Annotated in this window: 19 protein-coding genes and 1 pseudogene; 10 read left to right on the top strand and 10 right to left on the bottom strand. The window is 70.0% G+C overall.

The window, feature by feature from the left end:
* Window positions 1–316 precede the first annotated feature (316 nt).
* From GV007_RS16100 to GV007_RS16090, 3 genes are all read right to left on the bottom strand, one after another.
* A complete protein-coding gene (locus tag GV007_RS16100) occupies window positions 317–1291 on the bottom strand; it encodes a 2-hydroxyacid dehydrogenase (protein ID WP_160074417.1) in 975 nt (324 codons plus the stop codon).
* A 41-nt stretch (window positions 1292–1332) separates the two neighbouring features.
* Window positions 1333–2679, bottom strand: a complete 1347-nt coding sequence (locus tag GV007_RS16095) for an enolase C-terminal domain-like protein (RefSeq protein ID WP_160074415.1) — start codon at window positions 2677–2679, stop codon at window positions 1333–1335.
* A 101-nt stretch (window positions 2680–2780) separates the two neighbouring features.
* Complete coding sequence (locus GV007_RS16090; protein ID WP_104240987.1) at window positions 2781–3740, bottom strand: 5-dehydro-4-deoxyglucarate dehydratase; 960 nt, start codon at window positions 3738–3740, stop codon at window positions 2781–2783.
* Between the two features lie 147 nt (window positions 3741–3887).
* Between GV007_RS16090 and GV007_RS16085 the strand changes: the two genes are divergently transcribed.
* The 9 genes and pseudogenes from GV007_RS16085 to GV007_RS16045 all read left to right on the top strand — a co-directional run bounded on the left by GV007_RS16085 (window position 3888) and on the right by GV007_RS16045 (window position 12297).
* Window positions 3888–4787: a LysR family transcriptional regulator gene (locus GV007_RS16085; protein ID WP_104240988.1), complete on the top strand. Its 900-nt coding sequence runs from the start codon at window positions 3888–3890 to the stop codon at window positions 4785–4787.
* Window positions 4788–4948: 161 nt separating this feature from the next.
* Window positions 4949–6277 (top strand): enolase C-terminal domain-like protein, encoded by a 1329-nt coding sequence (locus GV007_RS16080; RefSeq protein WP_160074413.1) that lies wholly within the window; start codon window positions 4949–4951, stop codon window positions 6275–6277.
* A 65-nt stretch (window positions 6278–6342) separates the two neighbouring features.
* Window positions 6343–8154: an ABC transporter ATP-binding protein gene (locus GV007_RS16075; RefSeq protein WP_328809506.1), complete on the top strand. Its 1812-nt coding sequence runs from the start codon at window positions 6343–6345 to the stop codon at window positions 8152–8154.
* A gap of 158 nt (window positions 8155–8312) precedes the next feature.
* A pseudogene (locus GV007_RS16070) lies at window positions 8313–8630 on the top strand (biopolymer transporter Tol); the annotation flags it as partial.
* 71 nt (window positions 8631–8701) lie between these two features.
* On the top strand, window positions 8702–9103 hold the full coding sequence (locus GV007_RS16065) for a cupin domain-containing protein (protein ID WP_104240990.1): 402 nt from the start codon (window positions 8702–8704) through the stop codon (window positions 9101–9103).
* Between the two features lie 20 nt (window positions 9104–9123).
* Entirely contained in the window at window positions 9124–9996 is an 873-nt protein-coding gene (locus tag GV007_RS16060) for a dimethylamine monooxygenase subunit DmmA family protein (protein WP_160074411.1), read from the top strand.
* A complete protein-coding gene (locus tag GV007_RS16055; protein ID WP_160074409.1) occupies window positions 9993–10955 on the top strand; it encodes a PDR/VanB family oxidoreductase in 963 nt (320 codons plus the stop codon). The genes GV007_RS16060 and GV007_RS16055 overlap by 4 nt, the downstream gene beginning before the upstream one ends.
* Window positions 10952–11983 (top strand): heme-dependent oxidative N-demethylase family protein, encoded by a 1032-nt coding sequence (locus GV007_RS16050; protein ID WP_160074407.1) that lies wholly within the window; start codon window positions 10952–10954, stop codon window positions 11981–11983. Before GV007_RS16055 ends, GV007_RS16050 begins: the two co-directional genes overlap by 4 nt.
* A 113-nt stretch (window positions 11984–12096) precedes the next feature.
* Complete coding sequence (locus GV007_RS16045) at window positions 12097–12297, top strand: hypothetical protein (RefSeq protein WP_160074405.1); 201 nt, start codon at window positions 12097–12099, stop codon at window positions 12295–12297.
* A gap of 77 nt (window positions 12298–12374) precedes the next feature.
* On the opposite strand, the gene GV007_RS16040 is transcribed toward GV007_RS16045, so the two are convergent.
* The 3 genes from GV007_RS16040 to GV007_RS16030 all read right to left on the bottom strand — a co-directional run bounded on the left by GV007_RS16040 (window position 12375) and on the right by GV007_RS16030 (window position 15009).
* Window positions 12375–13127, bottom strand: coding sequence for a sulfite exporter TauE/SafE family protein (locus GV007_RS16040; protein ID WP_160074403.1), 753 nt, complete (start codon window positions 13125–13127; stop codon window positions 12375–12377).
* A 245-nt stretch (window positions 13128–13372) separates the two neighbouring features.
* The gene (locus GV007_RS16035) at window positions 13373–14395 is read right to left on the bottom strand and encodes a carbohydrate kinase family protein (RefSeq protein ID WP_160074401.1); all 1023 of its coding nucleotides are present in this window, start codon (window positions 14393–14395) and stop codon (window positions 13373–13375) included.
* Complete coding sequence (locus GV007_RS16030; RefSeq protein ID WP_160074399.1) at window positions 14392–15009, bottom strand: maleylpyruvate isomerase family mycothiol-dependent enzyme; 618 nt, start codon at window positions 15007–15009, stop codon at window positions 14392–14394. Before GV007_RS16030 ends, GV007_RS16035 begins: the two co-directional genes overlap by 4 nt.
* Before the next feature lie 169 nt (window positions 15010–15178).
* Between GV007_RS16030 and GV007_RS16025 the strand changes: the two genes are divergently transcribed.
* The gene (locus tag GV007_RS16025; RefSeq protein ID WP_160074397.1) at window positions 15179–16372 is read left to right on the top strand and encodes a zinc-dependent alcohol dehydrogenase; all 1194 of its coding nucleotides are present in this window, start codon (window positions 15179–15181) and stop codon (window positions 16370–16372) included.
* 256 nt (window positions 16373–16628) lie between these two features.
* On the opposite strand, the gene GV007_RS16020 is transcribed toward GV007_RS16025, so the two are convergent.
* The 4 genes from GV007_RS16020 to GV007_RS16005 all read right to left on the bottom strand — a co-directional run bounded on the left by GV007_RS16020 (window position 16629) and on the right by GV007_RS16005 (window position 19493).
* On the bottom strand, window positions 16629–17087 hold the full coding sequence (locus GV007_RS16020) for an SRPBCC family protein (RefSeq protein ID WP_160074395.1): 459 nt from the start codon (window positions 17085–17087) through the stop codon (window positions 16629–16631).
* Between the two features lie 177 nt (window positions 17088–17264).
* The gene (locus GV007_RS16015; protein WP_268893496.1) at window positions 17265–18095 is read right to left on the bottom strand and encodes an SCO1664 family protein; all 831 of its coding nucleotides are present in this window, start codon (window positions 18093–18095) and stop codon (window positions 17265–17267) included.
* Between the two features lie 35 nt (window positions 18096–18130).
* On the bottom strand, window positions 18131–18739 hold the full coding sequence (locus GV007_RS16010) for a DUF3090 domain-containing protein (RefSeq protein ID WP_104241000.1): 609 nt from the start codon (window positions 18737–18739) through the stop codon (window positions 18131–18133).
* A gap of 16 nt (window positions 18740–18755) precedes the next feature.
* Window positions 18756–19493, bottom strand: a complete 738-nt coding sequence (locus tag GV007_RS16005) for an MSMEG_4193 family putative phosphomutase (protein ID WP_160074393.1) — start codon at window positions 19491–19493, stop codon at window positions 18756–18758.
* Between the last annotated feature and the right edge of the window lie 204 nt (window positions 19494–19697).

The raw sequence follows: 19697 nt of genomic DNA, 5'->3' as shown, positions 1-19697 counted from the left end.
GTGCTGTGCAGATCTGGGGGTTGCGCACGTGTTGGGCTGGGTGTGGGTGCTGATGTCCCGGGTTTGTGGGGAAGCGCGGGGCGTGCTGTGCAGACCTTGGGGTTGCGCACGTGTTGGGCTGGGTGTGGGTGCTGATGTCCCAGGTTTGTGGGGATGCGGGGGCGCGGCGTGCAGATCTGGGGGTTGCGCACGTGCCGCGTTGCGCGTGGATGCTCAATCCGCAGGTCTGGGCGACCGAGCGGACGCGCCCGCCCCGAGTCTGCGGCAGGGGAGGGACAGGGTCAGGGGCAGGGTCAGGGGCAGGCCGGGAGGGAAGCTACCGGATGACGCGCTCAAGGGGCCGGCCGGCCGCGCGCAGGTCGATGTTGCGGGCGATGTCGGCGGCCCGCAGCTCGAAGACCTGGCGGGCGTGGCCCGAGTAGTGGGGCGTGAGCACCGTGTTGGCGAGGGCTGAGAAGCGCTCGACCGACGCGGGAGCGTGGCCGTCCGCGTCCGGCGCTCCCCACCACACGTCGATGCCGGCGCCGGCGATGCGTCCCTCGGCGAGCGCGTCGAAGAGGGCGTCTTCGTCGACGACCCCGCCGCGCGCGACGTTGATGAGCACCAGCTCGGGCTTCGCAGCGGCGAGCTCGGCCGCGCCGATCGTGCCGCGCGTGCGCTCCGAGAGGGGGATGGAGACGACGAGCACGTCGGACGCCGCCACGAAGTCGAGCAGCCGGTCTGGCCCGAGGACCTCCGCGAGGTCGAGCCCGTCGGGGTGGGGAGCATCCGGCCGCTGCCGGAGCGCGATGAGGCGCATGCCGAGGGCCTGCGCGAGGCGACCCACCTCGGTGCCGATCTCGCCGACTCCGAGGAGTCCGAGGGTGGTTCCGCGCAGCATCGGGTGGAAGGGGATGCTCGCGTCGTTGCCGATGGTGCGCCACTCGCCCGCGCGCATCTGCGCATCCGCCTGCAGGGCTCGCCTGCGCAGCATGAGCGCCGTCATGACGACGTGCTCGGCGATGGCCGCGCCGTGATGGCCCGTGTTGCAGATCGTCACCCCACTTGGCAGGGCGTCGACGCTCACTCGGTCGGCCCCCGCGCCTGTGACGTGGAGGAGCGCGTCGGGTCGGAGCGACGACGCCTGCTGCGCGGTGAGCACGGAGGCGATGACGATGTCGGCCCCGCGGAGCGAGCTCTCCAGCTCCGCGGGGCCGAGCTCGGCCGCGAAGCTCCATTCGTGCTCCCGCTCGGTGCGGGCGAGGAGCTCCGCGAAGCGGGCGATGATCGGGTCGGTCACGAGGATGCGCATGGCGGTCTCCGGCTCTCTCGAAGGGGCAGCGGGGCTCGCGGCTACCAGCGTGGGCTGGCGACGGTGTAGCCGGGCTCGAAGCGCTGCATGTAGCCGGTGTCGTCGCGCTGCGTGATGCCGCTCGCCAGGAACTGCTCGTGCAGCTTCGCGAGGCCGTCCTCGTCGAGCTCGACGCCGAGGCCGGGGCCGGTGGGCACCCGGACGGCGCCGTTCACGAACGAGAGGTCGTGCGTGACGACGTCCTCGTCTGCCTGCTTCCACGGCCAGTGGGTGTCGCACGCGTAGCTGAGCGAGGGGGTCGCGGAGGCGAGGTGCACCATGGCGGCGAGGCTGATGCCGAGGTGCGAGTTGGAGTGCATGGACAGGCCCCAGTCGAGCGACTCGGCGAGCCCGCCGAGGGTGCGCGAGCGGGTGAGCCCACCCCAGAAGTGGTGGTCGGAGAGCACGATGTCGATCGAGCCCTGCTCGACGGCGGGCTTCACGTCGGCGAAGCTCACGACGCACATGTTGGTGGCGAGCGGCAGCGTCGTGCCGCGGCGAACCTCGGCCATGCCGGCGAGGCCGGGCGTCGGGTCCTCGAGGTACTCGAGCGATGATTCGAGGGCCTTGGCGACGCGCAGTGACGTGTCGACGCTCCAGGCGGCGTTCGGGTCGAGTCGGAGCCCGAGATCGGGGAAGGCGTCGGCGAGGGCGAGGATCGCGGCGATCTCCTGGTCGGGTTCGAAGACGCCGCCCTTGAGCTTGAGGGCCGTGAAGCCGTAGCCGTCCACCAGCTGGCGTGCCTGCTCGACGATGCCCTCGGGGGTGAGGGCTTCGCCGAACTCGTCGTCGCCCGCGCCGGGGTGGCCGGCCCACTTGTAGAACAAGTAGCCGCTGAAGGCGATCTCCGGCCGGAGGGCGCCCCCGAGGAGCGAGCTGACGGGCACTCCGAGGATCTTGCCCTGCAGGTCGAGGGCGGCGACGTCGAAGGGGGAGAGGACGCGGTCGGCGGTGCTCGACCCGGTGACCATGCCGCTCATGCCGTGCCCGCCCTGCGAGGTGTCGGCGACGAGGGCCGCGGCCACCTGGAAGCGCAGCCGGTTGGTGTCGAACACGTTCACGCCGACGATGGCATCCGCGGCGAGGGACAGGCGGTGCAGGTGGGGCGCATCCCCGTAGGTTTCGCCGAGCCCCATGAGCCCGGCTCGTGTCCTGACCTGCACGATCGCGCGCAGCGCGTACGGCTCGTGGACGCCGACCGTGTTCAGCAGTGGCGGGTCCTTGAAGGCGACCGGCGTGATCGTGACGCTCGCGATCTCGTTCCCGGGGTTCCGATCGAAGGGCTGGGGGAGCCCGGTGTCTGCTGCTGAAGCGGCTGCGGTCTGCGTGGTTGTGCTCGACGCGGTCATGTCGTCTCCCTCGGTTCGTCGTTGAACGTCGCGGTCGGTGGTCTCGGATGGGCGCACCCGATTGTGCCTGACGGGCACAATCGGGTGCCCTCAGCTCAGCGTCAGGCGACGGTGGCTGCGACGCGGTCCTGCTCCGTGGGGGAGTCGGCGCGCTTCGCGAGGAGTGCTCTCGTGTCGTCGATGAGTCGCTTCAGCTCGGTGACGTGCTCCGGCTTGGCGTCGATGAGGGGCGCGCGCACGTGGCCGGCGTCGATGCCCGACAGCTTGGTGGCTTCCTTCACGAGCGAGACGGCGTACCCGGGAACCGAGTTCCGGAGGCGGACGAGCGGGTGGTAGAAGCTGCGGTTGAGCTCGGCGAGGCGTTCCTTGTCGCCCGACTCGACCGCGTCGTAGAACGCGAGCGCGATGTCGGGGGCGAACGCGAAGGACGCGGAAGAGTAGAGGGGCACGCCGATGGCCTTGTAGGCCTCCTGCGCGATCTCGGCCGTGGGGAGGCCGTTGAAGAAGAGGAAGTCCTCGCCGCGCGACTGGGCGTCGTCGGTGACGGAGCGCACGATGCGCGACATGAGGTCGATGTCGCCGACGCCGTCCTTGAGGCCGATGACGTTCGAGATGCGCGAGACGGTGACGGCGCTGTGCTCGTCGAAGCGGGCGGTGCTGCGGTGGTAGACGATGACGGGGAGCGTCGTGGCCCCGGCGACCTCCTCGACGTAGGCGACGAGCCCCTCGCTCGGGCCTGCGACGAGGTAGGGCGGGAGGAGGAGGATGCCGTCGGCGCCGACGGCTTCCGCGCTGCGCACCTGCGCCTTGGCGTCGGCGACCGTGCCGCCGGCTCCCGCGAAGACGGGGGTCGCCTTCTTGGTGGTCTTCACGGCGGTGTCGACGACGGTCGTGTACTCGTCGAGGCTCAGGGCGTGGAATTCGCCGGTGCCGCAGGCGATGAAGATGCCGCCGGGCTCATGGGCGAGGCCCTGCTCGAGGTGCTGCGCGAGGGCTGCGACATCGACGGCATCGTCAGCCGTGAAGGGGGTGACCGGGAAGAAGAGGATTCTGTCGAGCACGTCGATCTCCTTAGTTGCGTGACTCCGCGGTGCGTCGTTGCACGGTGCGGCTGTTCCGAGTTGATTGCCCGGCTATCTGCGACGCTATGGTCTTATGGATGCGCAAACAAACTAAAGTGTGGATGAATCAATGTTGGGAGTGAATTGATGTTTACCCTGGTCCAGCTTGAGTGCTTCGTCGCCGTCGCCGAGGAACTGCACTTCGGGGCGGCTGCCGAGCGGCTCCGGATGACGCAGCCGCCCATCAGTCGTCAGATCCAGCAGCTCGAGCGCGAGCTCGACACGCAGCTGTTCGTGCGCACGAGCCGCCGGGTCGCGCTCACGGAGGCGGGGCGCACGCTGCTGCCGAGTGCTCGGAAGCTCATCGACCTCTCGGCGAAGGCGGCCGCCGACGTTCGCGCGGTCGGCGAGGGGGCGACGGGCACTCTCACGGTGGGCTACACGGCGGTCGCCGCGCACAGCGTGCTCCCCAAGCTGCTTCGGGCGGCGGCCGAGGAGTTGCCGGGCCTCCAGCTCATCCTGCAGGAGTCGGTGACGGTCGACCAGATGGATGAGCTCGAGCGTGGGACGGTCGACATCGGCCTGCTGCGTCCCATGCGCGACCGGCCAGGCGTGCAGTCGACGACGGTGCTGACGGAGCGTCTGGTGCTGGCCCTCCCGAAGGGCTCGAGGCTCGCGGAGTTCAGTGGCCCCATCTTCCTGAGCGACCTCAACGACGAGGCGCTGCTCATGTACTCGCCGGGCGGCGCGCGCTACTTCCATGACCTGCTGCTCAGCATGTTCGTCGCCTCCTCGAGCCACCCGCGCATCGTGCAGTACGCCGGCCAGGTCCCCGCGCTGCTTGCGCTCGTGAACGCCGGCATCGGCGTGGCCCTCATCCCGGAGTCGGCGACGCAGCTCGCTCCGGACGGGGTCATCTGCCGGCCGGTCGCCGACGGTGACCGCTCTGAGCCCTACAACCGCGTGCATCTCGACATCGCTTGGCGCGAGGATTCCGAGAACCCCCTCGTGAAGGCGGTCGTCGAGCTGATGCAGCGCCACGCGTGAAGCGCCGAGTCGAGGGTCGGGCCCTCGCGATCAATGTCGAAGGCGCATCCGATCATGCCGAATTCGCCCTCGATCGAATGGATGCTGCTCTTTAGAGTGGCAATACGGCACCGTGGCCAACGCCACGCGTGACCAGTCAGCGCGGCGATGGAGGCGGAGCTATGAACCAGGTGACGGTCGAGAAGTGGGACGTGATCCCCGTGGCGGGCCACGACAGCATGCTGCTGAATCTCAGCGGAGCCCACGCGCCCCTCTTCACGCGCAACCTCGTGAAGCTCACGGACAGCGACGGGCGCGTCGGCATCGGCGAAGTGCCGGGCGGTGAGAGCATCCGCTCCACGCTCGTGGCCTCGGCGGAGCTCATCGTCGGCAGGCCAGTCGCCGACTACCGGGCGATCCTCCGCAGTATTAATGAGGAATTCGCCTGGCAGGACAGTGCGGGACGCGGCGCGCAGACGTTCGACCTCCGCACCACCGTGCACGTCGTCACCGCCTGGGAGTGCGCGCTGCTCGACCTCCTCGGCCAGCAGCTCGGCCTGCCCATCTCGTCCCTCCTGGGCGAGGGCAGGCAGCGCGAGACGGTCGACGTGCTCGGCTACCTCTTCTTCGTCGGCGACCCCGATGCCACTGGCCTCGACTACCTGCGCGGTGACGACGACAGCGACGCATGGGGTCGGGTGCGGCGCGAGACGGCGCTCGACAGCGACGGGGTCGTCCGGCTGGCGACGGCAGCGCAGGAGCGCTACGGGTTCCGCGACTTCAAGCTGAAGGGTGGCGTGCTCGAGCCGGCCGTCGAGGCTGGGGTCGTCACCGACCTCGCCGCCGCGTTCCCGGATGCACGCATCACGCTCGACCCGAACGGCTCCTGGCCGCTCGCGGAAGCCCTGCGCCTCGGCCCGGACCTCAAGCGGGTCCTCGCCTACGCCGAGGATCCGGTCGGCGCTGAGAGCGGATACTCGGGCCGTGAGGTCATGGCCGAGTTCCGCCGTGCGACGGGCATGCGGACGGCCACGAACATGATCGCGACCGACTGGCGCGAGCTCGGCCACGCCATCCGCTCGCAGGCCGTCGACATCCCGCTCGCCGACCCGCATTTCTGGACCATGAGCGGATCCGTGCGCGTCGCGCAGCTCTGCGACGAGCTCGGCCTCACGTGGGGCTCCCACTCCAACAACCACTTCGACGTGAGCCTCGCCATGTTCACGCACGTCGCGGCCGCCGCCCCTGGAACGCCGACGGCGATCGACACGCACTGGATCTGGCAGGACGGGGAGGAGCTCACGACGGCAGCCCCGAAGATCGAGGACGGCGTCATCCGCGTCCCGACGACCCCCGGCCTCGGGGTCACGCTCGACGACGATGCCGTCCGCCGCGCGCACGAGCTCTACCTGAGTCTCGAAAACTCGGCGCGCGACGACGCGTTCGCGATGAAGACCTTCATGCCCGAGTGGGCGTTCCACCCGAAGCGGCCGGCGCTCGTCCGCGCCTAGCGGGCGACGCACGAGCACCCAGAGCAACCAATCCAACACGACGAGGTGTGAGAATGGACCAGCGAATGACGCAGCAGCAGCTCCAGGCCGAAGAACTGGCCGAGGCGGCGGGGCGAGCCGAGGCTCCCCAGCCCGATCTGGTGGCGAATGACGACAAGGCCGGGAGGCCCATGCTCCTCTCCGTGCGCGACCTCTGCATCTCCTACGGCATCGGCGGCCGCGCCGTCGACGCGGTCCGCGGTGTCTCCTTCGAGCTCTACGCGGGGGAGGTCCTCGCGGTCGTGGGGGAGTCGGGCTCCGGCAAGAGCACCGTCGCGCACGCGCTCCTCAACCTGCTCGCGCCCAACGCGACGGTGACCTCGGGTGAGATCAAGTTCGACGGTGAGCCCATTCAGGGATTCAGCGACGCGCAGTGGCGCGGCATCCGCGGTCGCCGCATCGGGCTCGTCCCGCAGGACCCGGCCTTGTCGCTCAACCCGACGACGAAGGTCGGCGCGCAGGTCGCGGAGCCGCTGCTCATCCACGGGCTCGCGAGCCGGAAGGACGCCCACGCCGAGGCGGTGCGCCTGCTCGACATGGCCGGGCTCACCGAGCCCGCCGCCCGCGCGCAGCAGTACCCGCACGAGTTCTCCGGCGGCATGAAGCAGCGCGCGCTCATCGCGACGGCGCTCGCTGGTCAGCCCGAGATGGTCATCGCCGATGAGCCGACGAGCGCGCTCGACGTAACGGTGCAGAAGCAGATCCTCGACCACATCGACTCTCTCGTGCAGGAGCTGGGCACCGCGGTGCTCATGATCACGCACGACCTCGGGGTCGCAGCCGACCGCGCCGACCGCATCATCGTCATGCGCAAGGGGGAGATCGTCGAGACGGGTACCGCTGACGACGTCATGCTCCGCCCGCAGCACGACTACACGAAGAAGCTCCTGCGCGCTGCGCCCAGCCTCCACAGCCACGAGGCGCGCACCGTGCTCGTGACGGACAAGGCGACCGGCAGGGCTGCAGGCGCGGTGACGGAAACGGCCACGAGGGCAGCGAGCGGACAGGCCGCGGATGCGCGTGCCGGCGTTCCCGACATCAGCTCGCCGCTCCTGCGGGTCGAGAACCTCACGAAGGAGTTCGCCCTGCCCGGTGGGCGCGGCGGCAAGAAGAGCCTGACGGCCGTCGACAACATGAGCTTCGACCTGCACCGTGGCGAGACGCTCGCGGTGGTCGGGGAGTCGGGGTCGGGGAAGAGCACGACCGCGCGGCTCGTGCTGCGCCTCGAGAAGCCCACCTCCGGCCGAATCGTCTTCGACGACCAGGACATCACCGACCTCGAGGGGGAGCGCCTGCGGGCGCTGCGCCGCAGGTTCCAGATGGTCTACCAGAGTCCGTACGCCTCGCTCAACCCGCGCTTCTCGATCGAGCAGCTCATCGCGGAGCCGCTCGTCTCGTTCAAGCTCGGCGACTCGAAGTCGCGGGCGAAGCGAGTGCGGGAGCTTCTCGACCAGGTCGCGCTGCCGCAGCTGTTCCTCAATCGCGGGCCCGACGAGCTCTCCGGCGGCCAGCGCCAGCGCGTGGCGATCGCGAGGGCGCTCGCCCTCGAACCTGAGTTCATCGTCCTCGATGAGGCCGTCTCGGCGCTGGATGTCTCGGTGCAGGCGCAGATCCTCGACCTGCTCACCGAGCTCCAGCAGGAGAACGACCTCACCTACCTGTTCATCACGCACGACCTCGCAGTCGTCGCGCAGATCTCCGACCGGGTCGCCGTCATGAAGGACGGGGTGCTCGTCGAGCTCGGGAAGACCGGGGACATCCTCATGAAACCGCAGGAGCCGTACACCCGGAAGCTCATCGACGCCATCCCCGGGCACGGGAGCTCGCACGCCGCATAGGCTCGGCGCCCATGGGCGACGACGGAGACGAGAGCCGCGGAGGCCGTGGTGCTGCGAGGCACGGCGCTCCTGCGCAGAACGGTGACGCTGCGCGGAATTCTGGCGCTGCGCGGGGCGGCGACGGCGGGCGGGGTGGCGGCGCACAGGATGGTGGCGCTGCTGCGCAGGACGACGAGCGGTGGCTTGTCGTCAAGGGTCGCCGCTGGCGGCGCACCGACCCTGCCTTGCCCGCGGATGTGGTGGAGCGCCTGAAGTCGCATCTCGGGCGCGGCCGGTCCGGGGTCGGCGCTGCGAAGCGCCGCGGTGACGATGTCGCGGTGGCCGCAGCTCGGACCAGGGTCGGCCTTGCGAAGCACGGGCTCGGGGAGCGCGGACCACGCTGGTGGGACGAGCCGGAGGAGGCGCGCCTGCAGCGCGCCCGGCAGGCGCTCTCGGATCTCGAGGCTCTCGACTCCCTCGACGCGTCCGGAGGCTGATGGCCCGACCGCCACACGATCGACCACCACTGTTTACACGTGGGAAACTGTGTTCACTCGATACTTGGTTCATGAGCACTGAATTCCTGAGCGTCGACGCCGTTACCACCGCCGTACCGCCGTTCCGGGTGACCCCGGACTTCTGGTCCGAGCTGCCCCGGATGCCGCTTGAGCAGTACCCGGGCACCGATGGCTACATCGCGGACGTCTACTCGAACCCCGACGGATCCGCCATGTCGGCGGGCTACTTCGCGTTGAACCACACCGATGCGCCGCTCGACTACTTCTACGACTACGACGAGATGAAGGTCGTGCTCTCCGGCACGTTCCGCCTCGAGAACGTCGACACGGGGCAGGTCTCGTTCGCGGGCCCGCGGGACGCGATCTTCTTCCCGAAGGGATCGCGCATCCTCTTCAGCACCGAGGATTCGGCGCTCGCGTTCTACGTCGGCCACCGCTCCGTCGCGCCCTGACCATGATGGAGGCGACAGCCGTGGAACCGGTGGCGGGCGCTGAAGCGGTCACGACCGAGGTCGCCCCGGGGGTGAGTTTGGCCGCGACGAGCTCGGCTCGCTGGCGGCGGCTGCTGGCCGCGGGGAGCAGCAGGGACGCGGATCCCGACCTCGGTGAGGACGCTCGCGCCCGCCGCATCACGTTCCTCGTCGACAAGGCGGGTGACGCTCGTGCTCGTGCTCGTGCTGGTGCTGGTGCTGGTGCTCGTGCTGATCCCGCCGCCGACCGCCATCCCGAGAGCGATGCTGACGGCGACGCGGACACCGGAACTCGCCGTGCGGGAGATCTCGACGACGCTTCTCGTTCCATTGCCGGCATCGTCGTCGTGCTCGGCGATGTGGCCTCGCCCGCATCCCGAGCACGGATTGATGCCGGGCTCGCACGAGCCAGGACCGGGTGGCGATTCCGCGTCGGTGGCGACGAGGCCGCTGTCGGTGCGCTGCGGGCGATCCTGCATGAGGCGGGTGTCCTCGATGAGGAGATCGAGTTCGTGCTGGCACCTCCCGGACAGAGCGACGCGCAGGTGACGGTGTACTGCGGTCACTGCCACGCGAAGACGCGTACGACGGCGTCGCACGCACGTGGTCCGGCGAATTCGGCGCAGCCGTCCGAGCCGTCCGAGCTGGTGTCCTGCGGGGGATGCGGCATCGCGCTCACGGTGTACCACCACTATTCGCGTCGCCAGGGTGCCTACCTGGGGTACTTCGCCGGCGCCGAGCAGGAGCCAGCCGAGCAGGGGCGCACCGAGCAGGACCCCGGCCAGCAGATTCCTGCAGGGCAGGGCCCAGCCGAGCACCCCTCGGCTGGTCGACGCCCCGTCACGCGTGAGCGCTCAGAACTGGCCCTCGCGTGAGCGGCGCCGTCCTCGACCTGGTCGTCGCTGGAATCAGCGAGCTCTGCGTCGGCGTCCGCGCCATCGAGCTGCGGGACCCGGCGGGCCGCGTGCTGCCGTCATTCGTGCCGGGGAGCAGCATCGCGGTGCAGCTCGGCGACGGATCGCGCAATTCCTACTCGCTGACGGGCCCCGGTCGCCGCCCCGACCACTACTCCGTCTCGGTCCGGCTCGACGACCGCGGGCGGGGCGGGTCGCAGTGGATGCACGATCGCGGGATCGGCGACCCCGTCACAGTCAGCGTGCCCTCGAGTGCGTTCCCGCCCGTGCTGTCCGCCCGCCATCACCTGCTCGTCGCGGGCGGTATCGGTGTCACGCCGATCCTGTCCCACGCGAGGGCGGCGGCCGAGTGGGGTCGCTCCTTCGAAGTGGTCTACGCGTTCGGCGCCGGCGGGGGTGCACACCGTGAGGAGCTGGAGCGCCTCAGCGGCGGGCGTCTCACCGTGTGCGGCAGCAGGACCGCGTTGAGCGGGCACCTCGAGGAGGCGCTCCTCGAGCAGCCCCTCGGCGCCCACCTCTACGTGTGCGGGCCGGTGGCCATGATCGACGCTGTCCGCGACGCGGCGCTCTCCGCCGGGTGGCCAGCGGCGCGCGTTCATGCTGAGGCCTTCACCGCTCCAGAACTCGAGCCAGGCGAGGCCTTCGACGCGCGGCTCCTGGGCCTCGGTCGGACGATCCGCGTCGAGTCGGGCACGACGCTCCTCGACGCCCTGCTCGCCGATAACGTTCCGGTGCCGAACCTCTGCAGGCAGGGCGTCTGCGGGGAGTGTCGCGTCGGCGTCCGACCGACGGGCGGCGCGGAGACGGCCGGCATCGAGCACCGCGACAGCTTCCTCACCGAAGAGGAGAAGGGCCGCGGCGACTGCCTCATGCCGTGCGTCTCCCGCCCGAGAGGCCAGATCCTGGAGCTTGAACTGTGACCGCATTCGCCGCCCGCGAGGTCGACCCTTCGGTCGCCGTCGCCGGATTCCCCTTCCCGTTCCCCAAGGAGACCTACCGGTACAGCACGAACGTGGAGCCCGCCTCGGTGCCCCGCGCGACGCCGGTCGGCTCTTGGGGTGAGCATCCGGTCGACATCGACCACGCCTACCGCGGCGAGCTCGCTGAGCGGGCCCGCATCCTCAGCGCCGACCCCTCGCGACTGCAGTGCCTGCCGCACATGGTGCCCGCCGCGTGGGATGCGATGTTCGTGCTCATGGAGCGGCTCTCCGAGGCCTACCCAGAGCACATGAGCCTCACGCGTGAGGGTGGGGGCTGGCACTGGCACAACGGACTCCTCGGCATTGACCGCTGCTTCGCCGTCGGTGAGTCCTCCTCGATACCGGAGGGACCCTTGGGGTTCATCGGCCAGCAGATGCAGGAGGACGTCGTGCTCCTCGACCAGCGCGACGATGAGCTCTGGGCCGATGCCGGGCTCGTGACGTTCGCCGCGGACTGGTCGTTCGGCTTCGATGTGGGCATGTCGTTCCTCGAGATCCACGGGCCGGTGCCTCGCGTACACGACGAGGGGATCATCCCGCGGGCCCAGGCGTTTCTCATGCGGCTCGAGCCTGGTCAGAGCTACCGGCGCACGAACTGGACCCTGACCGTGGATGGGAAGCTGGACACCTCGACGGAGACGTACCCCGAGTGGGGGCCGGACAGGACCTCGCTCGTCGATGGGCCGCTCGCTGACGTCGGCACGCGACTCCACCTGCGAACCGAGGTGCAGCACCTCATCCGTTTGCCTGAGTCGAACGCCATCATGTTCCTGATCCGCAGCTACCTGCTGCCGTTCGCGGCGCTCGCGACGGTGCCGGAGTGGGCGAAGCGGACGGCGGATGTGCTCGAGGAGCTTCCGGAGGACATGGCCGAGTACAAGGGCGTCAGCCGCACACGCGAGGTGGGCATCCGCTGGCTGCGGGAGTTCGGCGGAGCCTGCGATGGCGAGGCTGCAGGGGCTGCCTAGCTGCCTAGCTGCGTTGCCAATTGCTGACTGCCGGTGCCGGTCACCCGGCGCTCGTGGCTCGGTGCCTCGCATCCGCACGCGGGTGGGGTCGAGGTGCTGTGTAGCCTGTCGTCATGGCTGATGCTGACCAGGTCCCGTCCGAGCTCGCCGACGCGACTGAGCCGCCAGCGCCCACCCAGCAGGAGCGCGCCGAGGCGACGCTCCGGTCGATCATGTCCGGCGGCGACCTGACAGCCGAGACCATGAAGCTCTCGAACGAGTTCACCGACCGCCACGTGTCACGCTTGAAGGCGTTCTTCCGGCGCTCGCCCTAGCAGGTGTGGGCTGGTCGCCGGAGGCGAGGCACGATCACGGTCGAGCAGCGTTCCCCGGCAAGCAGCGATCTCAGACCTCAGACGAGCAGGTAGACAGCACCGGCGACCGTGAGCACGAGCACGATGCGGTCGAACACCTTCTGGCTCAGGCGGGGTGCGAGCCAGCGCCCGAGGAAGGCCCCGCCGATGAGGAGCGGGACGAGGAGCAGGTCGAGTACGAGGGTGCCCGGAGTGATGAGCCCGAGGCCGATCGAGAACGGCAGCTTCGCGATGTTGACGATCGCGAAGAACCAGGCGGCCGTCCCCAGGAAGGCCTTGACGGGGAACTTCGCGGCGAGGAAGTACATCGCCATGACCGGGCCGCCGGCGTTGGCGACCATGGTCGTGAACCCGCCGAGCGAGCCGTACCCCGCGCGGGCGATCTTCGCGGCTCGATCGCTCGGCGTCTCCGGGGTGCGGTAGCGGCGCCACACGGTGATCGTGACGAGGATGAGCAGAATGATGCCGATGACCCGGCGAACCCAGCTGTCGTCGGCGAACGCGAGGAACGCGGCACCGGCGAGAAGGCCGACGGCGACGGCCGGGATGAGCTTGACGAGCGTCGGCCAGTCAGCATGGCGGCGGTACGTCCACAGGGCGAACATGTCGCCGACGATGAGGAGCACAAGCAGCGCCCCGGTCGACTGCTTGGCGGGGAGGACCGCGGCGAAGGTCGCGACGGAGAGCGTCGTGACTCCCGGCAGGGCGGTCTTCGAGACGCCGACGGCGAACGCGGCGACGGCGAGCAGCACCCAGGCGTATGTGGGGAGTTGGGGGAGCAGCTCGAGCATCAGAAAAGTCTAGGCCCGAACTCGGTTTTGTCCTGTCGTGACGACAACGGAGCGCTCGGCACCTGCCTGTCTGTGTCTTTTGGCCCGCGCCTGTCGCCACCCGCCTGTGACCTGCGTCCGTCGCCCCTGTGCCGTTCGCGATCGCTCCGCCGCTTCGCCGTCACCTCCTGGGTGCGTCGCTGAGCATCGGATCCTGAGCGCCGGATCCCCGAGCGCCGGATTCCCGAGGCTCGGACCCGGGCACCCTAGCCGAGTTGGGGCGTTGTCTCCTCGCCGGCGAGCTCTCGCGGCCAGGGCGGGTTGGCGCCCGCACGCGCCACGGTGACTGCCGCGCTGCGTGCGGCGGTCGCGAGAGCCGCATCCGCCCACGAATCTTCATCGAGGCCTTCGACGAGCGCGTCGCGGACGGTCGCGGCGGAAACGGCGTGCAGGAGTCCGGACATGAAGGCATCGCCAGCGCCGACGGTGTCGACGACGCGGACGGGCGGAGCCTCGACGGTGAGCTCACGCCGTGACGTGCGCGCGAGTGCGCCCTCACCGCCGCGGGTCATGACGGCGAGGCGCGCTCCGAGCGTCGTGAAGCGCCGCAGCACCTCGGAGGGGGAGACGCCCGGGTACAGCCACTCGGCGTCTTCGTCGCTCAACTTCACGACGTGGCTGAGCGAGGCGAGGGCTTCGACGCGCTCGAGCACCGTCTCGCGGTCGCCCATGATGGCCGCGCGCACGTTCGGGTCGTAGCTCGTGAGGACGCTTCCGCGCGCTCTTGCCTCGGCGAAGGACGCACGGACGACGGCACCGCCGGGGTCGACGACCGCGCCGATCGATCCGGTGTGGAGCACGTCGACGCCATCGAGGTGCGGCGTCGGCAGCGAGAAGTCGAGGTCGAACTCGTAGCTGGCGCTGCCGTGCGCGTCGAGGGTGGCCCTCGCAGTTGAGGTGCGCTCGCCGTCGAGTGCTCCGTCGACAAGCGCGACGCCGGACTCCTCGAGGTGTGCGAGCACGAGGCGCCCGTGCTGGTCATCGGCGAGGCGCGCGGCGAGCTGGGAGGGGTGGCCGAGACGCGCGAGTCCCACGGCGACGTTCATGGGGGAACCGCCCGGCAGGGCGCGCCCGTCCGCGGAGTCGGCGTCTCCAGGTAGGAGGTCGACGAGGGCCTCACCCAGCACGAGGGTGCTCGCGAGGTGACCAGCGGAGTCGTGGCTCTCGGACCTGTCGTGGCGCTTGGACCTGGGTGCTGCGTGGTCGGTGGATGGTTCCCGCTGGTTCATGAGATCGCCTCCGGTGCGATGTCGCGACCGCTCAGCCACATGAGCAGGTCGATGGCTGTTCCCCTGACGGCCGGCCCGTGGCCGAGTGTCAGCGATCGGTCTGGTGTGGCACCCGCGTCGATCGCGACGAGCATGCGGTTGGCGGCGAGCTCCCGGCCGCCGCCCATGGCGACGGGCGTCTTGCGCTGGTGAGAGATCGCCTCGAGCACCGCCGAGCGCGGGTACGTGTGGGTGATGCCGAGGGGCCTGCGGATGTCCTCGCCGTGCACGAACGCTTCCACGTAGCGCGTTGCGGCCGGTGTTGGCGCGCTCGAGGTGCGGCCGGCGGCGGCTCGGAAGCGCTCGAGCGTGTCGCGCGGATGCTCCTGCCGCTCGGCCTCCATGCCGCGCTGGTTGAGGGCGTCGAAGTCGAAGCGCGCCGACGCGAGCTGTGTGACGAAGCTGAACGGCGTCGTCTTCGCGTCGTTCACCAGGTGCGCGAGCACGTCATGCACCGTCCACCCCGTGCAGAGGGAGGGTGTCGCCCAGGCGCTCTCGTCGAGCTGCTCGAGGTCCGCGATGAGCGCCTCGCGCTCCGCGTGCACGACGCTCCAGGGCGCTCCCGATCGACTCACGTGCACGACGCTACCGCCTCGGCGAGCTCTCGGCGAGCCGCAGGCGCGGCTGGGAAGTCAACCCCGCGCGGCGCAGAGGCGCCGGTCCGTAGCCTCGGGGCGAACCCCAGGGATCTCCGGTCGCCCGCTCGAGGCAGGCGTCCGTTCTCCCGCGAAGAGAGGAATCCTCATGCGCGCACTCACCTGGCAGTCGACCGGCAAGGTCACCGTCGAGACGGTCCCGAAGCCCCTGATCCAAGAGACGGGGGACGCGATCATCCGCGTCACCTCGGCCGCGATCTGCGGCTCCGACCTGCACCTGTACAGCGTCTTCGGGCCGTTCCTCGCGAAGGGCGACATCCTCGGCCACGAGACGATGGGCATCGTCGAGGAGGTCGGCGACGGGGTGACGAAGCTCAGCGTCGGCGACCGGGTGGTCGTGCCGTTCGTGATCGCCTGCGGCGACTGCGTCGCCTGTCATTCCGGCCTCTCAACGCAGTGCGAGGTGACGCAGAACACCGATCAGGGCACCGGCGCCGAGCTGTACGGCTACACGGAGCTCTACGGGTCGGTGCCAGGCGGGCAGGCGGAGTACCTGCGCGTGCGCCTCGCCGACAACAACGCCATCAAGGTCGGCCACGAGCTGTCCGACGAGCGGTACCTGTTCCTCAGCGACATCCTCCCCACGGCCTGGCAGGGCGTCCAATACGCGAACGTCCCGGCGGGCGGAACCCTCGCTGTCCTCGGGCTCGGACCGGTCGGCCAGTTCGCGGCACGCATCGGGAAGCACCTCGGCTACCGGGTGCTGGGCGTCGACCCGGTGCCCGAGCGTCGCGCGCTCGCGGAGCGCTACGGGGTCGAGGTCTTCGACTACGACTCGCAGACCGCGGAGTCCCTCCGCGCGGCAACCGAGGGGCGAGGCCCCGATTCAGTCGTGGATGCGGTTGGGTTGGAGGCGCACGGTGCCGGTGACGGCAGCGGGATCGCGGAGATCGCGCAGAAGGGCGCGGGGCTCCTCCCGGATGCGCTCGCCAAGAAGGTCATCGAGACGGTCGGCGTCGACCGTCTGTCCGCCGTCATGCTGGCCATCGACGCGGTGCGCCGCGGCGGGACGGTCTCGCTCAGTGGGGTGTACGCGGGAACGGCCGACCCGATGCCGCTCATGACGATGTTCGACAAGCAGCTGACGCTGCGCATGGGCCAGTGCAACGTGCAGCGGTGGATCCCCGAGCTGCTTCCACTCGTCGAGGACCGCAGCGATCCGCTCGGCACCGAGGACCTCGTCACGCACCGTATGCCGCTCGAGGACGCGCCCCGCATGTACGAGGTGTTCCAGAAGAAGGCGGATGGGTGCATCAAGGTCGTCCTGAAGCCACGCGGCTGACGTACGACGGTGAACCCGTGCGGCTGACGCACGTCGGCTGATGCACGTCGGCTGATGCACGTCGGCTGATGCAGCGAGGCTGACGCACCGCGGCGGGCGGATGAGGGGCTGGCAGATCACGGGCTGGTGGATCACGGGCTGGCAGAGATCACGGGCTGCCAGTCGCTGCGCGTCTCGCAAGGCCGACCAGGCGTCCCGTGCGGGCGCTTGGTCGGCGCACGGAAGATCTCCCTCGCGCGCTGCAGCGCTTGATCTGTCAGCGAGCGACGTGCCTGGCGAGGTTCTCGAGGGCCTGGGTCCAGCCGTCGTAGACGTTGTCATCGCCCGGCTCGCCCGCGATGCCTCGCACGTGCAGCGCGAGCTCGGTCTCGTCGCCGCTCGCGGTGAAGTCGACGGCCACGACGGGGGACTCGGCGGGGTCGTCGTCGGGGGAGCCCCACGTGAAGACGAGCCGGTCGGGTTCCGAGACGAGGAGGTAGGTGCCCGCCGTCGGATACTCCTCACCATTCTCATCGTTCACCATCGTGTACCGGTAGGTGCCGCCCTCGCGCACGTCGACGGCGATGGAGTCCCGCGGCGTCGAGACCCCGACCGGGTGATGCCAGAGAGTGAGCTCGTCTGGGTCGGTCCACGCGCGCCAGACGCGATCGCGGGGAGCCCCGACGCTGCGGTGCAGGGTGAACTCGGGTTGGGCGACGGCTTCCGGACTGGTCATGGCGTCTCTCCTCTGCCTCTGTCGACTCGAGGGCAGCTGCAGATTCGTCAGCGTGCGAGCCGAGCTGGCAGCAGGCTAGGCTCCACGGTTTGGAGTCGGCTCAGAGCGTCCAGAGCGTCCGGGTTGTCAAGAGCGTCCAGCACGTCCGGGCCGGTCGATTGCGTCCGGAGCGTCCGGTCAGAAGAGCGGCCAGGGGGCGGCGGGCATGTCGCCTTCCGGGGCGGGGAACTCGCCGTCCTGGACTAGGCGGTCGATGCGGGCTGCGAGCTCGTGGAGCTCGATGTCGGCCAGCAGCTCGGCCAGCCGCGCCCCGAGCCCGGAGTCGCGTTTGTCGTCGAGTGCGGCCCGGAGCTTCCGGACGCTTGCCAGCTCATCGCTCGTGAACGCCTCGCCGACCCACCCCCAGAGCACGGTGCGCAGTTTCGGTTCGGCGTGGAAGGAGAGGCCGTGGTCGACACCGTAGCGGTGGCCGTCTGCCATGGCGAGGACGTGTCCGCCCTTGCGGTCCGCGTTGTTCACGATGGCGTCGAAGATCGCCATGTGGCGCATGGTCTGGGAGTCCTCGTGCACGAGGACGACCTCGCGACCGGTCTCGTCCTCGCCCGTGAGCACGGTCCGCCATCCGGTGTCGGGCACCTCGGAGGCGTCGACGAGGTCGACGGCGTCCTGAGCCTCATCGATGTCCTGCCACAGCTGCAGCATGCCTGGCCCGAACTGGCCGTCGCCGAGCCAGGTGCGGGGCACGATGTTCCAGCCGAGGCTCTCGGAGACGAGGTAGGCGGCGACCTCTCGCTTGGCGAGGTCGTTGTTCGGGAAGTCCCACAGCGGGCGCTCGCCCTGTGAGGGCTTATAGACGACTTCGACGGGTTCCTCGCCGGGCGCTGTGTAGTTCCCGACGAAGGAGGCGTTGGAGGCGCCCATCAGCCTCGCGGTGAGCTCGAGGGTCGGCCCGGACGGTGTCGTCTCAACCGACGAGGTCCCGTCGTCGGGCGTGTCATCGTGCGCCACGTCAGTGTTCGGTCCTGTGTTCGGTTCTGGGTCGGTCACAGGCCGTCGTCGGCCGGGCAGTCGTGGCCTTCGGGGTCCTTGGGGAGGCCGCAGCGCGGGCAGAGCGACCGGCCGGCGCCCACGATCTCGAGGGTGCGCTTCGCGAAGGCCCGCGCTGAGCCGACGGGGATGCGCACGCGCAGCAGCTCTTCCGGCTCGACGGCTTCGACGAGCTCGTCGAGGCCCGCCATGCGGGCGAGCTCGGCCTCGAGGGCCTCGGTGTCCGCATCGGCGTCGATCTCCAGTTCGACCTCGACCACGGGAATGACCTCGAGGATGACCTGCGCGGTCGCTGGCTCCCAGCCGAGGCCGATGGTTCCCACGCGGAAGCGACCATCGACGGGCGTGTCGAGCGGTTCCTCGTCGATGAGCTCGATGGGGGTCGAGCTGGGGACGCTGTAGCGGTTCCCGTCTTCGAGCATCAGCTGGTCGAGGATCTCGTCGACCTTCTCGGCGAGCAGCGCCGACTGCTCCTTCTCGAGGATGACGCTGATGACGCGGGCGCCGTCGCGGGCCTGCAGGTAGAAGGTGCGCTCGCCGGGCTTGCCGAGCGTGCCGACGATGAATCGGTCCGGCCAGTCGAATTCGTGCACGAGGGTCGTCATGGTCTCAAGCCTATGCTCAGGACGCTCTGCCCGCGCCGCCGCCAACGGTCGCGTCGCCCGTGTGGGACCCGCCATCCGGGGAAGTCTGGGCCGGGACGAGCCAGGTGAGGTCGCCAGCGTCGGAGTTGATGATGGGGACGCTCGGGCGCGCCTTGCCGTAACTGATGATCGAGGTGGAGGCGGGGCCGACCGCGAGGCGCTGGAACAGGTCGAGGTGCATGCCGAGGGCGTCGGCGAGGATCGACTTGATGATGTCGCCGTGGCTCACTGCGACCCACACGGCGCCGGGTCCGAACTCGCGCTCGACCTCCGCGTCGTGGCGGCGCACGGCAGCGACTGCCCGAGACTGCATGGTGGCCATCGATTCCCCGTCGGGGAAGGTGACGGCGGAGGGCTGCGTCTGGACGCTCGCCCACAGCTCCTCCTTGGCGAGGTCGGCGAGCTTCCGGTTCTGCCAGGCGCCGTAGCCGCACTCGGTGAGGTCGTCGTCCACGAGGTCGAGGGCCGGCTCCAGATGCGCATCCGTGAACGGTGCGGTCGGCTGCTGCGCGCGAATGGCTGCAGCGGTCTCGAGGCAGCGCTCGAGGGGGCTCGTGACGAGTCGCGCCAGGGGCACGGCGGCGAGGCGAGCCCCGGTCGCTGCGGCCTGTGTGCGGCCGGTCTCGTCGAGGAGGACTCCGGGGGTGCGCCCCGCGAGCAGCCCGCTCGCGTTCGCTGTGGTGCGTCCGTGTCGGACGAGGATGACGGTGGCCATGCGGCACAGCCTAGGACCTACGCGGCGACGGGAGCCGTGCGGGCGTCCAGGTCTGAGCCGCGCGCTTCGGGAGGGTCCTGCTTCGGGAGGGAGCCGTGTCCGGAGGCTCCTGCGTCCGGGGGGTCAGTCGTCGTGAGGGTCCCTCGTCCGGACACGCCTCTGCCCGACCCGGCTAGACCAACCCAACCCAACCCAACCCAACCC

Origin of the sequence: Pseudoclavibacter sp. 8L (assembly GCF_902506465.1) — a bacterium.
In the GTDB taxonomy this organism is placed as follows: Bacteria; Actinomycetota; Actinomycetes; order Actinomycetales; family Microbacteriaceae; genus Pseudoclavibacter.
This window is presented reverse-complemented; position numbering and strand designations above follow the sequence as displayed.

Bases quoted from the DNA above. Each gene is read 5' to 3' on its own strand.
- GV007_RS16100 (WP_160074417.1), bottom strand. From the start codon at position 1,291: ATGCGCATCCTCGTGACCGACCCGATCATCGCCCGCTTCGCGGAGCTC.
- GV007_RS16095 (WP_160074415.1), bottom strand. From the start codon at position 2,679: ATGACCGCGTCGAGCACAACCACGCAGACCGCAGCCGCTTCAGCAGCA.
- GV007_RS16085 (WP_104240988.1), top strand. From the start codon at position 3,888: ATGTTTACCCTGGTCCAGCTTGAGTGCTTCGTCGCCGTCGCCGAGGAA.
- GV007_RS16080 (WP_160074413.1), top strand. From the start codon at position 4,949: ATGAACCAGGTGACGGTCGAGAAGTGGGACGTGATCCCCGTGGCGGGC.
- GV007_RS16075 (WP_328809506.1), top strand. From the start codon at position 6,343: ATGACGCAGCAGCAGCTCCAGGCCGAAGAACTGGCCGAGGCGGCGGGG.
- GV007_RS16065 (WP_104240990.1), top strand. From the start codon at position 8,702: ATGAGCACTGAATTCCTGAGCGTCGACGCCGTTACCACCGCCGTACCG.
- GV007_RS16045 (WP_160074405.1), top strand. From the start codon at position 12,097: ATGGCTGATGCTGACCAGGTCCCGTCCGAGCTCGCCGACGCGACTGAG.
- GV007_RS16040 (WP_160074403.1), bottom strand. From the start codon at position 13,127: ATGCTCGAGCTGCTCCCCCAACTCCCCACATACGCCTGGGTGCTGCTC.
- GV007_RS16035 (WP_160074401.1), bottom strand. From the start codon at position 14,395: ATGAACCAGCGGGAACCATCCACCGACCACGCAGCACCCAGGTCCAAG.
- GV007_RS16025 (WP_160074397.1), top strand. From the start codon at position 15,179: ATGCGCGCACTCACCTGGCAGTCGACCGGCAAGGTCACCGTCGAGACG.
- GV007_RS16020 (WP_160074395.1), bottom strand. From the start codon at position 17,087: ATGACCAGTCCGGAAGCCGTCGCCCAACCCGAGTTCACCCTGCACCGC.
- GV007_RS16010 (WP_104241000.1), bottom strand. From the start codon at position 18,739: ATGACGACCCTCGTGCACGAATTCGACTGGCCGGACCGATTCATCGTC.
- GV007_RS16005 (WP_160074393.1), bottom strand. From the start codon at position 19,493: ATGGCCACCGTCATCCTCGTCCGACACGGACGCACCACAGCGAACGCG.